Origin of the sequence: Pseudomonas sp. NPDC087185, from assembly GCF_044744955.1 — a bacterium.
In the GTDB taxonomy this organism is placed as follows: domain Bacteria; phylum Pseudomonadota; class Gammaproteobacteria; order Pseudomonadales; family Pseudomonadaceae; genus Aquipseudomonas.
The window spans coordinates 110,338-124,282 of record NZ_JBIUZK010000001.1 but is presented as its reverse complement, the minus strand read 5'-3'; the positions used below and the strand labels follow the sequence as shown (position 1 = coordinate 124,282).

The 13,945-nt window shown below is 65.1% G+C and carries 14 protein-coding genes; 9 read left to right on the top strand and 5 right to left on the bottom strand.

Annotation, left to right across the window (positions count from 1 at the left end; genetic code table 11):
• The first annotated feature begins 3 nt into the window (after positions 1–3).
• The 9 genes from ACIPIJ_RS00495 (at position 4) to ACIPIJ_RS00455 (ending at position 7,425) form a co-directional block, all read left to right on the top strand.
• Positions 4–1,977 (top strand): heme lyase CcmF/NrfE family subunit, encoded by a 1,974-nt coding sequence (locus tag ACIPIJ_RS00495; RefSeq protein WP_401073379.1) that lies wholly within the window; start codon positions 4–6, stop codon positions 1,975–1,977.
• The gene (locus ACIPIJ_RS00490; protein WP_401071717.1) at positions 1,974–2,510 is read left to right on the top strand and encodes a DsbE family thiol:disulfide interchange protein; all 537 of its coding nucleotides are present in this window, start codon (positions 1,974–1,976) and stop codon (positions 2,508–2,510) included. Before ACIPIJ_RS00495 ends, ACIPIJ_RS00490 begins: the two co-directional genes overlap by 4 nt.
• Complete coding sequence (locus ACIPIJ_RS00485; protein ID WP_401071715.1) at positions 2,507–2,983, top strand: cytochrome c-type biogenesis protein; 477 nt, start codon at positions 2,507–2,509, stop codon at positions 2,981–2,983. Before ACIPIJ_RS00490 ends, ACIPIJ_RS00485 begins: the two co-directional genes overlap by 4 nt.
• Positions 2,976–4,163, top strand: a complete 1,188-nt coding sequence (gene ccmI, locus ACIPIJ_RS00480; protein WP_401071713.1) for a c-type cytochrome biogenesis protein CcmI — start codon at positions 2,976–2,978, stop codon at positions 4,161–4,163. The genes ACIPIJ_RS00485 and ccmI overlap by 8 nt, the downstream gene beginning before the upstream one ends.
• Before the next feature lie 12 nt (positions 4,164–4,175).
• Entirely contained in the window at positions 4,176–4,598 is a 423-nt protein-coding gene (locus ACIPIJ_RS00475) for a hypothetical protein (RefSeq protein WP_401071711.1), read from the top strand.
• Between the two features lie 103 nt (positions 4,599–4,701).
• Positions 4,702–5,640, top strand: a complete 939-nt coding sequence (locus tag ACIPIJ_RS00470) for a 2-hydroxyacid dehydrogenase (protein WP_401071709.1) — start codon at positions 4,702–4,704, stop codon at positions 5,638–5,640.
• 51 nt (positions 5,641–5,691) lie between these two features.
• Positions 5,692–6,480 (top strand): PhzF family phenazine biosynthesis protein, encoded by a 789-nt coding sequence (locus ACIPIJ_RS00465; RefSeq protein ID WP_401071707.1) that lies wholly within the window; start codon positions 5,692–5,694, stop codon positions 6,478–6,480.
• 78 nt (positions 6,481–6,558) lie between these two features.
• Positions 6,559–6,966, top strand: coding sequence for a GFA family protein (locus ACIPIJ_RS00460; RefSeq protein ID WP_401071705.1), 408 nt, complete (start codon positions 6,559–6,561; stop codon positions 6,964–6,966).
• Between the two features lie 120 nt (positions 6,967–7,086).
• On the top strand, positions 7,087–7,425 hold the full coding sequence (locus ACIPIJ_RS00455) for an FKBP-type peptidyl-prolyl cis-trans isomerase (RefSeq protein WP_401071703.1): 339 nt from the start codon (positions 7,087–7,089) through the stop codon (positions 7,423–7,425).
• A 20-nt stretch (positions 7,426–7,445) separates the two neighbouring features.
• Here ACIPIJ_RS00455 and ACIPIJ_RS00450 read toward each other — a convergent pair whose 3' ends face one another.
• Genes ACIPIJ_RS00450 through ACIPIJ_RS00430 form a run of 5 tightly spaced genes read right to left on the bottom strand, consistent with a single transcriptional unit; the run spans position 7,446 to position 13,898 of the window.
• Positions 7,446–8,894 carry a 4-hydroxyphenylacetate 3-hydroxylase family protein gene (locus ACIPIJ_RS00450; RefSeq protein ID WP_401071701.1) on the bottom strand — a complete coding sequence of 483 codons (1,449 nt, stop codon included), beginning with the start codon at positions 8,892–8,894 and terminating at the stop codon, positions 7,446–7,448.
• A 26-nt stretch (positions 8,895–8,920) separates the two neighbouring features.
• On the bottom strand, positions 8,921–10,171 hold the full coding sequence (locus tag ACIPIJ_RS00445) for a hypothetical protein (RefSeq protein ID WP_401071699.1): 1,251 nt from the start codon (positions 10,169–10,171) through the stop codon (positions 8,921–8,923).
• A gap of 29 nt (positions 10,172–10,200) precedes the next feature.
• Positions 10,201–11,586, bottom strand: a complete 1,386-nt coding sequence (locus ACIPIJ_RS00440; protein ID WP_401073376.1) for a tryptophanase — start codon at positions 11,584–11,586, stop codon at positions 10,201–10,203.
• 58 nt (positions 11,587–11,644) lie between these two features.
• Entirely contained in the window at positions 11,645–12,334 is a 690-nt protein-coding gene (locus ACIPIJ_RS00435; RefSeq protein WP_401071697.1) for a DUF6875 domain-containing protein, read from the bottom strand.
• Between the two features lie 40 nt (positions 12,335–12,374).
• Positions 12,375–13,898 carry an MFS transporter gene (locus ACIPIJ_RS00430; protein ID WP_401071695.1) on the bottom strand — a complete coding sequence of 508 codons (1,524 nt, stop codon included), beginning with the start codon at positions 13,896–13,898 and terminating at the stop codon, positions 12,375–12,377.
• Between the last annotated feature and the right edge of the window lie 47 nt (positions 13,899–13,945).

Sequence of the window (13,945 nt, the reverse complement as noted above, 5' to 3'; positions counted from 1 at the left end):
CTGGTGATACCCGAACTCGGCCAACTGGCGATGATCCTGGCGATCTGCTTCGCGGTCGTGCAGGCCACGGTGCCGCTGCTCGGCGCCTGGCGCGGTGACAGCCTGTGGATGAGCTTGGCGCGCCCGGCGGCCTGGGGGCAATTCGCCTTCCTGGCGTTTGCCTTCGCCTGCCTCACCCACGCTTTCATGACCGACAATTTCTCGGTGGCCTACGTGGCCAGCAACTCCAACAGCGCCTTGCCCTGGTACTACAAGTTCAGCGCCGTGTGGGGCGCGCACGAAGGCTCGTTGCTGCTCTGGGCGCTGATCCTGGGTGGCTGGACCTTCGCCGTGTCGGTGTTCTCGCGCCAGTTGCCGCAAGTGATGCTGGCACGGGTGCTGGCGGTGATGGGCATGATCAGCGTGGGCTTCCTGAGCTTTTTGATCATCACCTCAAACCCGTTCCAGCGCCTGTTGCCGCAAGTGCCGACCGATGGCCGTGACCTCAACCCGCTGCTGCAGGACTTTGGCCTGATCGTCCACCCGCCGATGCTGTACATGGGCTACGTGGGCTTTTCGGTGGCCTTCGCCTTCGCCATCGCCGCGTTGCTGGGCGGGCGTCTGGATGCAGCCTGGGCACGCTGGTCGCGGCCCTGGACCATCGTCGCCTGGGCGTTCCTCGGCGTCGGCATCACCCTGGGGTCGTGGTGGGCCTACTACGAACTGGGCTGGGGCGGCTGGTGGTTCTGGGACCCGGTGGAAAACGCCTCGTTCATGCCTTGGTTGGTGGGCACGGCGCTGATCCACTCGCTGGCGGTGACGGAAAAACGCGGGGTGTTCAAGAGCTGGACCGTGCTGCTGGCGATTGCCGCGTTCTCGCTGAGCCTGCTGGGTACCTTCCTGGTGCGTTCCGGCGTGCTGACCTCGGTGCATGCCTTTGCCGCCGACCCGTCGCGCGGTGTGTTCATCCTGATTTTCCTGCTGTTCGTGGTCGGCGGCTCGCTGACCCTGTTCGCCCTGCGCGCGCCGGTGGTCAAGAGCCAGGTCGGCTTTGCCCTGTGGTCGCGCGAGACGCTGCTGCTGGCCAACAACCTGGTACTGGTGGTGGCGGCCTCGATGATCCTGCTCGGCACCCTCTACCCGCTGGTGCTCGATGCCCTGACTGGGGCCAAGCTGTCGGTGGGCCCGCCGTACTTCGACGCGCTGTTCCTGCCGTTGATGGCGCTGCTGATGATTGTCCTCGGCGTCGGTGTGGTAGTGCGCTGGAAGGACACCCCCGGCAAGTGGCTGGCCAGCATGATGACCCCGGTACTGATCGCCAGTGCGGTGCTGGCACCGGTGGCCGGCTTCATTATCGACGACTTCGACTGGCCGACCCTGACCGCCTTCGCCCTGGCGGCCTGGGTGGTGCTCAGCGGGCTGCGCGACATCGTCGACAAGACCCGTCACAAAGGCCTGGCCAAAGGTGTGCGTGGCCTGACCCGCAGCTACTGGGGCATGCAGCTGGCGCACCTGGGCCTGGCGGTGTGCGCCCTGGGCGTGGTGCTGTCGAGCAACAACAGCGCCGAGCGTGACCTGCGTCTGGCCCCGGGCGAAAGCGTCGAGCTTGGCGGTTACCAGTTCCTGTTCCAGGGCGCCAAGCACTTCGAAGGGCCTAACTTCATCTCCGACAAGGGCACCATCGTGGTCAGCCGCGACGGCCGTGAGGTGACCACGCTGCACCCGGAGAAGCGCCTGTACACCGTTCAGCAGTCGATGATGACCGAGGCCGGCATCGATGCCGGCTTCACCCGCGACCTCTACGTCGCCCTTGGCGAGCCGCTGGAAAACGGCGCCTGGGCCGTGCGCGTGCATATCAAGCCTTACGTTCGCTGGATCTGGCTGGGCGGTCTGCTGACCGGCCTGGGCGGTTTGCTGGCGGCCTTCGACCGGCGCTACCGCGTCAAGGTCAAGACCCGGGTGCGTGATGTCCTGGGCGTGTCTGGAGCAGCTGCATGAAGCGTTGGATCATGGTGGTGCCATTGGCGGTATTCCTGCTGATGGCGGTATTCCTCTACAAAGGGTTGTTCCTCAAGCCCGACGAGCTGCCTTCGGCGATGATCGGCAAGCCATTCCCGGCGTTCTCGCTGGCTTCGACCCAGGGCGACCGCACCCTGACCCAGGCCGACCTGCAGGGCCGGCCAGCGTTGGTCAACGTGTGGGCCACCTGGTGCCCGTCGTGCAAGGTCGAACACCCGTACCTCAACCAGCTGGCCCAGCAGGGCGTGGTGATCCACGGCGTCAACTACAAGGATGACAACGCCGCTGCCGTGAAGTGGCTGGCCGACTTCCACAACCCGTACCAGCTGGATATCCGTGACGAGCAGGGCAGCCTGGGCCTGGACCTGGGCGTGTATGGCGCGCCGGAGACCTTCCTGATCGACGCCAAAGGCATCATCCGCTACAAGCACGTGGGCATCGTCGATGCCACCGTATGGCGCGAGCAACTGGCGCCGCTGTACCAGGGCCTGGTCGACGAGGCCACGCCATGAAGCGCTGGTTGGCAGCCGCCGTACTGGGTTTGAGCCTGGCCGGCATGGCCAGGGCGGCCATCGATACCTATCAGTTCCGCGACGACGCCGAGCGCGAGCGCTATCAGCAACTGACCAAGGAACTGCGCTGCCCCAAGTGCCAGAACCAGGACATCGCCGACTCCAACGCACCGATCGCCGCCGACCTGCGCCGCGAGATCTTCCGCATGCTCGGCGAAGGCAAGAGCAACCAGCAGATCGTCGACTTCATGGTCGACCGCTATGGCGACTTCGTGCGCTACAAGCCGGCGCTCAGTGGGCGTACCTGGCTGCTGTGGTTCGGCCCGGGCATCCTGCTGGTCGGTGGCTTCGCGGTGTTGGCTGTGATTGTCCGCCGGCGCCGTGGCGCGGCTACCCAAGGCTCGTTTGAGCTGTCCGTCGAAGAACGCGAACGTCTCGCCAAACTGCTGGAAAAAGAACAGAACCATGACTGAATTCTGGCTTAGCGCGGGCCTGTTGCTGCTCGCCGCCCTCGGCTTCTTGCTGATCCCGATCCTGCGTGGCCGTGGCCGCCAGCAGGAAGAAGACCGTACGGCACTCAACGTCGCCCTGTACCAGGAGCGCGTCGCCGAACTGGCCGCCCAGCAGGCCGCCGGCGTGCTGGACGACACGCAACTGGCCAACGGCCGCGATGAAGCCGCCCGTGAGCTGCTGGCCGACACCGAAGGCGCCGAAGCGCCACGCCAGGGCCACCTGGGCAGGGTATTGCCATTGCTGGCCGCGGTGCTGGTGCCGGTGATGGCACTGGGGCTGTACCTGCATTTCGGTGCCGCCGACAAGGTCGAGTTGACCCAGGAGTTTGCCTCTGCACCCACGTCGATGGAAGAAATGACCTCGCGCCTGGAACGTGCCGTGCAGGCTCAGCCGGACTCTGCAGAAGGCTTGTACTTCCTCGGCCGTGCCTACATGGCCGAGCAGCGCCCGGCGGATGCCGCCAAGGCCTACGAGCGTGCAGTGGCCCTGGCCGGCCGTCAGCCCGAACTGCTGGGCCAATGGGCCCAGGCTCAGTACTTCGCCGCCAACAAGCAATGGAGCCCTCAGGTGCAGGCGCTGACCGACGAGGCGCTCAAGGCAGACCCGAACGAAGTCACCAGCCTTGGCCTGCGCGGCATCGCCGCATTTGAAGGCGAGCGTTATCAGGAAGCCATCGATTACTGGAAACGCCTGCTGGCGCAACTGCCCGAAGGCGACGCCTCGCGCGCGGCTCTGCAAGGCGGCATCGACCGTGCGGCCGAGCGGCTGGGTGGCACAGTCGGCAAACCCGCAGCCCCGGCGGCGCGCCTGAAAGTACGCGTGGAGCTGGCGGCGGCGCTCAAGGACAAGGTCAAGCCCGACGACACCGTGTTCATTTTCGCGCGCGCCAGCAACGGCCCACCCATGCCGCTGGCGGCCAAGCGGGTGACCGTGGCGCAACTGCCACTGGAGGTCGAGCTGTCCGATGCCGATGCGATGATGCCGCAGATGAAACTGTCCGACTTTGCCGAAGTCCAACTGGTTGCACGTGTATCGCGCGCTGGCCAGCCCACCCATGGCGAGTGGATCGGCCAGGGCGCACCACTGGCCAATACGACCCAGGCCATTCAGCACCTGACCATCGACAGCCCTGACCCGTAAGAGAACCCTGCCATGCGAAACGCCGTCCGCCTGACCCTGATTACCCTGGCCCTGGGTTTGTCCGCGTGTACGGTGCGCGAGCCGTATGAGCAGCCGGCACCGCCGATCGAGACGGTGCCGCCGCACAAGGGGCCTGTGGTCAAGCCGCTGCCCGGCGGCCAGCCTTCGACGCAGCCGAGCAAGCCGGCGGCCATTCCGAAACCGATGCCGCGCACGTCCGCAAGCTTCGCGCCGCCACCGGGCGGCGCCAGCCATTGGGACCCCAAGCTGGGTGTGTATGTGCTGGAGAAGAAACCCAACACCTTCTACCGGCAGCGCACCTACTACCGCTACGAAAATAGCGGCTGGAGCTGGTCGCTGAGCCCGGATGGCCCGTGGCAGGAAACCGACAGCAGCGGTGTGCCGGGCGGGCTGGGCCGGGCGTTCGCGCAGTAAGGTCGCGTGAACCGATACAGTACAGTTGAGCCACGATTTACAGATTGACTGTACCGCCCAGTGACTCCGCATAATGCCCCTTCGAATTGAGCCGGAGGGGTGCATGAGCAAGACAGTCCTGGTACTGGTGGAAACCGTCGACGATTACCTGCCCCTGCTGGAGCAGGCCGGCTATCGCCTGATCCGCGCACCGTCCCCCCAACTGCGCGCCGACGCCATCCAGCGCCATGGCGCTGAGATCGATGCCGTGCTGACCCGCGGCCCGCTGGGCCTGACCGCTGCTGAAATCGCAGCGCTGCCCAAGCTGCAAATCATCTGCGTGATCGGCGCCGGTTACGAACAGGTCGACCTGGCTGCCGCCGATGCCCGTGGCATCACCGTCACCAACGGCGCTGGCGCCAATGCCGCCGCCGTGGCGGACCACACCCTGGCCATGCTGCTGGCGCTGCTGCGTGACATTCCCCGCGCCGATTCCAGCACCCGCCGTGGAGAGTGGCACCGCGTCATCAGCCCCTCGGTGAGTGGCAAGCGGCTCGGCATTCTCGGCTTGGGCGCCGTAGGCCTGGCCATCGCCAAGCGTGCCAACCTCGGTTTCGACATGAATATCAGTTACCACAGCCGCACGCCGCGCCAGGACGTGCCCTACACCTGGTACGACAACCCGCAGCACCTGGCCGACGCTGTCGACATTCTGGTCGTGGCCACCCCAGGCGGTGCCCACACGCGCCATCTGGTCGATGCACAGGTGCTCCAGGCGTTGGGCGCCGAGGGCTACCTGGTGAATATTGCCCGCGCCAGCGTGGTGGATACCCAGGCGCTGGTCGATGCGTTGCAGCGTGGCCAGCTGGCAGGCGCAGCGCTGGACGTATTCGATGACGAACCGGCCGTACCCGATGCCCTCAAGGCCCTCGGCAACACCGTACTCACGCCCCATGTCGCCGGCCAGTCGCCGGAGGCGGCGCGCGATACGGTCGCCCTGGTGTTGCGCAACCTGCAGGCATTCTTTGCCGGCGAGCCAGTGCTTACGCCGGTCAAGCCGTAACCTTCGCTTTCGATTCTGCCCGGCGCCGCCCGGGCCACAAGGAGTGTTTGCATGCAACTCGAGATTTTCCAGGTCGATGCCTTTTCCGCCGAACCCTTCGGTGGCAACCCGGCAGCTGTGATTGCGCTCGACAGCTGGTTGCCGGACGATGTGCTGCAACGCATCGCCGAAGAGAACAACCTTTCCGAAACCGCCTATTTCGTGCGCAACGGTGAAACCTTCGACCTGCGCTGGTTCACCCCGGCGGTGGAGGTCGACTTGTGCGGGCATGCCACCCTGGCTTCGGCCTATGTGCTGTTCGAGCAACTGGGAGAGCCGGCTGAAGTGCTGCGCTTCAACACCCGCAGCGGCGAACTTCGGGTCAGCCGAGGCGCTGATGGCCTGCTGGCGATGGACTTCCCGGCCAAGCAACCAGTGGCTGTGGACGTGCCCGCCGGGTTGTTGAAGGCGCTGGGGTTGAGCGCTGCGCGTGCGGTGTATCAGTCTGACGACTATGTGGTGATGATCGACGATGCCTCGCTGCTCGACCCGCTGCAGCCTGATTTCGCTGCGTTGCGTGCCTTCGATGTGCGCGGTATCGCCGTGACTGCTCCTGGCCGGGGCTACGATTTCGTCACCCGTTGGTTTGGGCCCAGGGTTGGCGTGAACGAAGATCCGGTTACCGGTTCCGCTCACACCTCGCTGGCGCCGCTGTGGGCCGCGCAGTTGGGCAAGCAGGCGCTGACCTGCGAGCAGGGTGGCGCGCGCAAGGGCCAGTTGCACTGTGAAGTGCCGGGCAATGGCCGGGTGATCATCAGTGGGCGGGCAGCGTTGTACCTGCGTGGCAGCGTGTTCATCTGAGTGACCGGGTGGGGCCGCGGGGCTGGGAGCCAGGGCGATCTATACTTGCCCTCCCGACACCTCGCGAGGCGCCCCACCATGACCCTGGATAAGCACGGCAGTTGCCTTTGCGGTGAAACCCGGCTGCACGTCACCGTCGACAACACCCACATCAGCGCCTGCCATTGCAGCATGTGCCGCAAATGGACCGGCGGGCCATTGCTGGTGGTGCATTGTAGCCAGCCGCCGCGGTTCGAAGGGCGCGAAGCCTGCGTCTACGACTCCTCTGACTGGGCCCAGCGTGGTTTTTGCGGGCGTTGCGGTACGCACCTTTACTACCGCCTCAAGGCCAGCAACTTCTACGCAGTGCCCGTGGGCCTGCTGGACGGCGATGAGGCCTGGGATTTCGACCTGCAGATCTTCGTCGAACAGAAACCCGCCTGGTACTGCTTCGCCAACCAGACCACCGAGTTGACGGGGCAACAAGCTTTCGAGCAACTCGGTTGAAAGCTCGTTTGCCTGGCACCCCGCACAACGGTGCGCCATCACGGCCCGCCACGCGGGCTTGCCAAACCTGCGCATTCCTGAGAAAAGGGCGGCCTTGAATTTCACCGTTGGAGCCTGCCCATGAGCAGCGAACTGCACATCACTGACCTCGTCGAAGGCGACGGTAAGGCCGCCGTCAAAGGCGCCTTGATCACCACCCAGTACACCGGCTGGCTGGCCGATGGCAGCGAGTTCGATTCGTCCTGGTCGCGGGGCAAGCCGTTCCAGTGCGTGATCGGCACTGGCCGGGTGATCAAGGGCTGGGACCAGGGCCTGATGGGTATGCGTGTGGGCGGCAAGCGCAAGCTGCAGGTGCCGGCGCACCTGGGTTATGGCGAGCGCAGCGTGGGTGCGATCCCACCCAATTCGGACCTGACATTCGAGATCGAGTTGCTCGAAGTGTTGACGCGGGATGACTGACCAGCCCGCGTCATGAGGCCCTACTGGTACAGGGAGGCGTCGGCCAAGGCAGAGGCTGCGAGGCCCTTGGCGGCTTCCCAGTCGTACTCGCTGTGTACCCGCGACAACGCCACGAAGTGCGGCCCGGAGTAGAACATTTCGTACTGCAGGTGACGCGAGCCGAACTCCGAGCCGATGGCGTCCCAGGCCAGTTTCATCAATTGCACCCGTTCCAGCGGCGTAGCCACCGATGAATACTGGGTCTGCTCGATCAGCTCACGGGCCTGCGGGTTTGCCAGGTCGTCAATGCCGGACGGGAGCATGATCACGCCGCCCCCCGCCAGCTTGCGAATGGCTTCGATGAATTTCGGGTACACCGTCTGCGCGACCGCCTGGCACATGTACAGGTGTTTCTTGTCGGGGATCAGGTACTCGCCATGCTTCACTGGGCAGTGCACCAGCGCCTTGAACAGCCCCTCGATCATCAGCGTGTTGCAGGCCAGTTCGCCAAGGATCTCCCGCACCGCGGGGAAGTCGCTGACCCCGGTGATTTCGGTCATGCGCTGGGCCAGGCCGGTGAGGAAGTGCAATTTGGCCGTGAGCCGCGCCAGGCTCTGGGTGTCCATCAGCACTTCGGCTGCGGTGCTGTGGAATTGCTGGCGGCACATGGCCGTGTCGCGGTAGACGAATACCCGCTCCCAGGGCACCAGCACATTGTCGAAGTAGATCAGTGCATCGTTCTCGTCGAAGCGGCTGCTCAGCGGGTGATCGAAGCTGTTCTTGCCCTCGGCATAGGAGTTGCGCGAGAGAATCCTGATGCCCGGCGCATTCAGCGGCATGGCGAACGACAGCGCATAGCGGTCATCGATGCCGGCTTTGAGCGGGTTCTGCACACCGACCAGCAGTTCGTCCGCCAGCACCGCTGCGGTGCCGAGCATCTTGGCGCCCTTGACGATGATGCCGGCGTCGGTTTCCTTGACCACGCCCAATGTGTGGTAGAGGTTGCGCTCGTGTTCACCCGGGCTGCGCGAGCGGTCGCCTTGTGGGTTGACGATGGTGTAGGTGAGGTACAGGTCGCGATCACGGGCGTACTGGTAATACCCCTTGAGTGCGGCGGCGCGGTCCGGCGAATAGGCCTCGAACACCTCCAGGTGGGTCATCATGCCTGCCAGCGCCGCCGAGACGTGATCGGGGCTTCTACCCAGCCAGCCCATGCTCTGCCGCGCCCAGGCCAATGACGCATCGCTACGGCCGACCAGTTGCTCGGCACGCTGCGGCAGCTCCCAGGCCTTGCTGACCTGCAGCCCTTGTTCGGTCTCGAAGGTCATTTGCGCCAGGTTGCCGGCCTGGTAATCGTAGAGTTGCGCCACCGAGGCGACCGCCCCACGGAAGGCCGGGTGCTCACTGTGGTGGGTGATGCATTCGCCATTGATGAAGACATGGCGGCCGTCGTTCACAGCGCTCAGGTACTGCTTGCCGGTTCGAGACATCGACGCTCCTTGCGTAGGTGCAGTGTTCATAGCTGAAGGAATTCCAGAGGCAGTCCGAGTTCGGCGCGGGCGACATAGGTGGCGAAGGTTTCCCACTGAGCGCCGACGTGGCCGCGGTACATGGACACGTCGCTGTAGTAGCGCAACAACCTCGAATCGCAGCGAGCCTGCGAGGTCCCGGCCGTGCGGAACAACAGCTCGACCGCCTCGCAGGCCTGTCGGCCAGCCTGCTGCAGGGTGCCCCAGGCCCTGACGTTATCGGCGACAGAAATGCCTCGCCCACATTCGCTCCAGCGCAGGGCCAGGCGCTGGTGCTGCTCGCACACCTGCAGCAACGTGGCCTCGGCTGCATCGGTCAGGACGATGGCCTGGCCGTAGGCACGTTGGTAGTTCGGGTCTTCAGCCCGTTTGCGCTGTGGCGCGAACGGCTGTGGGGTGGCCTGGATCAGCGCCTTGTATTCATCCAGCGCGGCGCGCGCCGCGCCGATCACCGGTGCCAGCAGGTTGGCGTGATACGGCAGCATGAGGTAACCGAGGTACAGCGGGTTGCCGTGCAGCCGTGTGCCGTGCGTGCCCGAGGTGACATCCTGGCCGGCAAAGAAGCCCGAAAATGCCGTCACCATCCGGTCAGGCACGAACACGTCATCCAGGCGGATGCTGTTCGAGCCACTGGCGCGCATGCCCAGGGTTTCGCTGCCGCCCCAGTCCTTGAGGATGGTGTAGTCGGCGCGCGGCACCAGGCAGTTGAGGTGAGGCGCGGCGGTACCCGCGTCGGTGTCGACCACGGTGACGATGACGTGGGTCGAATAGGTAATGCCGGTGCAGTAATTGAAGGTGCCGCTGATCCGGTAGCCGCCCCGTACCCGGCGACAGCTGCCCCCGGGGAACGCCCGGTGCGGCGCGACGAAATGGCCGTCCGGGCCGAAGACATCATCCTGGACCTCCTTCGGCCAATGGGACGCGAACGTCAGGCTGTGGGCCGCGCCCAGCGTCAGGTTCCAGCCCAGGGCGGGGTGACCGCGGGCGATTTCGATCATGATCCGATAGAAGTCGGCCAGGCTGGTCTCGAACCCGCCATAACGTTTCGGTTGCAGCAGCCGGTAGAAGCCATGCTCACGGAACCATTCGTCCAGGGCAGGGCTATAGGTCCCTTGCGAGTCACTCACCTCTTGCTCTTCGCGCAGCTTGTGGCGCATTTCCCGCGCCAGCTCGATGAACTCCTCAACGGTGCGGTTGCCCGCATAGGCGGTGGTCAAACGGGTATTCGGGTGGCCCATGGGAATCTTCCTGATTCGTTGGCTTGGGTTCAGAGTTCCTTGAAGCGCGCCGTGAACTGCCGCAGTACCGGGGGCTCGTAGGCAAAATCGAGTGGGCGCAGCGACGCTGCCCGGTCGACCACCTCGATCAGCGAGTCGGCGACGAAATCCATATGGTTGTCGGTGTAGGTGCGGCGCGGGATGGTCAGGCGCATCAGTTCGAACAGGGCGGGCTCCTGCTCCCGGGTCACGGGGTGGCGCCCCATCATCAGCGAGCCGATTTCCGTGGCCCGAACACCGCTTTCGAGGTACAGGGCGTTGACCAGCATCTGCGCCGGGAAGTGATGCCCCGCCACGTCCGGGCGAATCTTGCCGGCGTCGACGAACACGGCATGGCCACCCACCGGGGTCTGGATCGGCACGCCGGCCTGTTGCAGGCGAGCGGCCAGGTAGCTGACCTGGTTGATCCGGCTGGCCAGGTGGTGCTCGTCGCAGGCCTCTTCCAGCCCAACTGCCATGGCATCGATATCGCGGCCGGCCAGGCCGCCGTAAGTGATGAACCCTTCCATCGGCACGCAGCGCAGCTGGGCTTCCCTGAACAGCGCCTCGTCGTGACGGAAACAGCACAGGCCGCCGATGTTGACCATGGCGTCCTTCTTCGCCGACATGGTGAAAATATCGGCGTGCTGGAACATCTCCCAGACGATCTGGGTAATGGAGTGGTCGCGATAGCGGGGGTCACGCTGCTGGATGAAGTAGGCGTTTTCGGCAAACCGGGCAGCATCGATGACCACCGGGATGCCGTGCTGGCGCGCCATCGAGGCGGCGTCACGGATGTTGTCCATTGCCACCGGTTGGCCACCGACACTGTTGCAGGTGATGGTGATCACCACGGCGGCAACCTGGTGAGCGCCCCTCATTTCGATCTCGGCCGCCAGTGCCTCCAGGTCGAAATTGCCTTTCCAGTCATCGTGCCGGGCGGTGTCCAGGGCGGCAGGGCAGATCAGGTTCCTGACCTGCGCACCGGCGATCTCGACGTGCGCCTTGGTGGTGTCGAAATGGTGATTGGACAGAAACACCGGTGCCGAGGCGCCGCGTGATCGGGCCCGCTCCACCAGGCAGGGGAAGAGAATCTGCTCGGCACCGCGGCCCTGGTGCACCGGGATGGTGTGCGGGTAGCCGAACAGGCGCTGCACGGTGTCGCTGAGCCTGAAGAAACTCTTGCTGCCGGCGTACGACTCGTCGGCCACCATCATCGCGCCCCATTGCCGGTCGCTCATGGCGCCGGTGCCGCTGTCGGTGAGCAGGTCGATGAACACATCTTCGGCGCGCAGCAGGAAGGGGTTCAAGCCTGCCTGGCGCAGGGCTTGCTCACGGTACTCACGGGTGGTGGTCTTGAGGGGCTCAACCATCTTGATTCGAAAAGGTTCAGGCATGCGAACGGGCATCTCTAGGCCTCCAGGGCACTTGGATCGATGTTGTTGTCTGGGGTATTCAGTTGGCGACGATGCGTTGCAGCACATCCACTTGCTCTGGGCTCAGGCACAGGCGGTCCTGCTGGTGCAGGACGGCGTTGATGCCCACCTTTGCGCGCATGCCATGGGCGCGCAGGTAGGCTTCGACGAACTGTGGCTGGTCGGCGAGAAACGCGATGTCGAGTTCGACCATTTCGCGGATGACCAGCAGCGGCACCGGTGAGCGCAGCGGGTTGAAGGTGTCGCTGCGCAACCCGGGTTTGGGGCACAGTGAGTAGAACTCGCCCAGCATCAGGCCGGCTTCGAGAAACTGCGGTTTGAGCAGTGCATGGAAGTGGTTGACCCGTTCGGGGTCGTCAAGGCCATGCAGCACACCGACGATCGCCTTGAACTGGCTGGCGTTGCCATCCTGCGGCGCGTTGCGCTTGAAGCCCTCGATGAGCCCGAGGATGTCCCGGCACACCGCCTGTTCGGCGCGGCCGGCAAAGTCGATATCGACCAGCCAGAAGGTTTCGCGTTTGATCGACGGCGGCGTCCATGGGCACACAGCCCCTGAACGGCCCAGTTCCGGGTGCGGGTTGCACAGGTACGAGACGCACCACTTGGCGATGTCGGCCATCTGCTCGGAGCAGCCGTCAGATGCGCCTTCCAGGGCACGGGCAATCGGGACCAGTTTGAGCTGGCCACAAGCATTGTTGTCACGTTCCATCATGACTTCCTTACAGGTCGATGAACTTGCAGACAGACCTTTACCGGCCAGTGCGTGGCGCGGCATGGGGTGTTGGCGCGGGCGCGCGGTCACGCAGCGCCCAGCGGCTGATCAGCGCTGCGCTCAGTGTCAGCGCGGCCAGGCCGTAGCACAGGGCCTTGAATGCCTGGGAGTACAGGCTCATCAGGCCGGCGGCGGTGAGGGGCTGGGCACTCGACTGCGCGGCGGCGAAATTGCCGGTCGACAACTCGGCCGCCACCCTGGCGGCGTTGTCCCCAGGCAGTGCGCCCGCCAGCTGGCCTTGCAGCAGGCTGTTGAGCACGGCCAGTGCCGCGGCGACGCAGATCGCCTCGCCGCAGGCGCGCATGGTGGTGAAGATGCCGGTTGCCATGCCCGCCCGCTCGACCGATACGACCTTGATCGACAGGTCGTCCATCAGCCCCCAGGGGATTGCCGAGCCGACGCCGATCAACAGCATCGGCCAGCAGAACGCGAGCCAGTCACTGCCCACCTCGATAGCGGCGAGCCAGATCAGCCCCAGGCCGGCCAGCAGCAAGCCGGTGAAACAGAGGTTGGCGGCGGCGATGTGGCGGGCAAGCATCGCCGAGAGGAACGGCACCATGAGCATTGGCAGGGACAGCGCCATCATCAGCAAACCCGCCTGGCCGGTGCCCAGGGCCTCGACCCCGACGAAACGCAGCGGCAGCAGGATCAGCAAGACGATGAAGCTCAACGCCGTGGCGATGGGCAGCAACTGGACGCCGACGAAGCGCCGGTCGCCGAACAGCGAGAGATCGAGCATGGGGCGTTGCTGGCGCTGCTCGATGCGGATGAACAGCACAAACAGCAGGATGGCGGTGCCGAGCAGGGCAAGGACGCTGGCGCTGCGCCAGCCATGTGCGGGAATCTGCATGATGGCGAAGGTCAGTACCACCAGCATGGCACTGAAGGCCAGCACGCCTGCCCAGTCCAGGTGGCGGGCACCGGGGTCGCGGGTCTCGCGCATCCGCGGCGCTGCCAGCAGCCAGGCCAGCCCGCCGAACACAGCACCCAGCAGGAAAATCGCCCGCCAGTTGAAGAACTCGACCAGGGCCCCGGAAATCACCGGCCCGAATGCCAGGCCGAGGCCGAACGCGGTGCCCAGCAGGCCGAACGCCTTGGTCCTGGCATGGCCTTCGAACTCTTGCGCCAGGGTTGCCGACCCCCCGGCCATGGTCAGTGCCGCTGCGATCCCTTGCAGGCCCCGCATCACGTCGAGGAAAACCACATCCTGCGCGCAACTGACGATGATCGAAAGGATCGTGAAACTGCCGATGCCCCAGCAGAACATGCGTTTGCGCCCGTACAGGTCGGCCAGCGTGCCGGCGGCCATGATTGCACTGCCGAAGCTCAGGGCGAACGCATTGACCACCCAGGCCAGGGCGATCGCGCTGCCGCCCAAGTCGTTGCCGATGGCTGAAAGGGCCATCGCCGGCCCCGTGTACTCGAGGGGCAATATCAAACCGGCCATGCACACTGCCAGTAACACCAGTGCACGCCGCGTGGATTCGTTCCGGGCCGCCATTCCTTGGTTCCTTACCTTGTCTGATTCCTGGACTTGGCGATGGTATT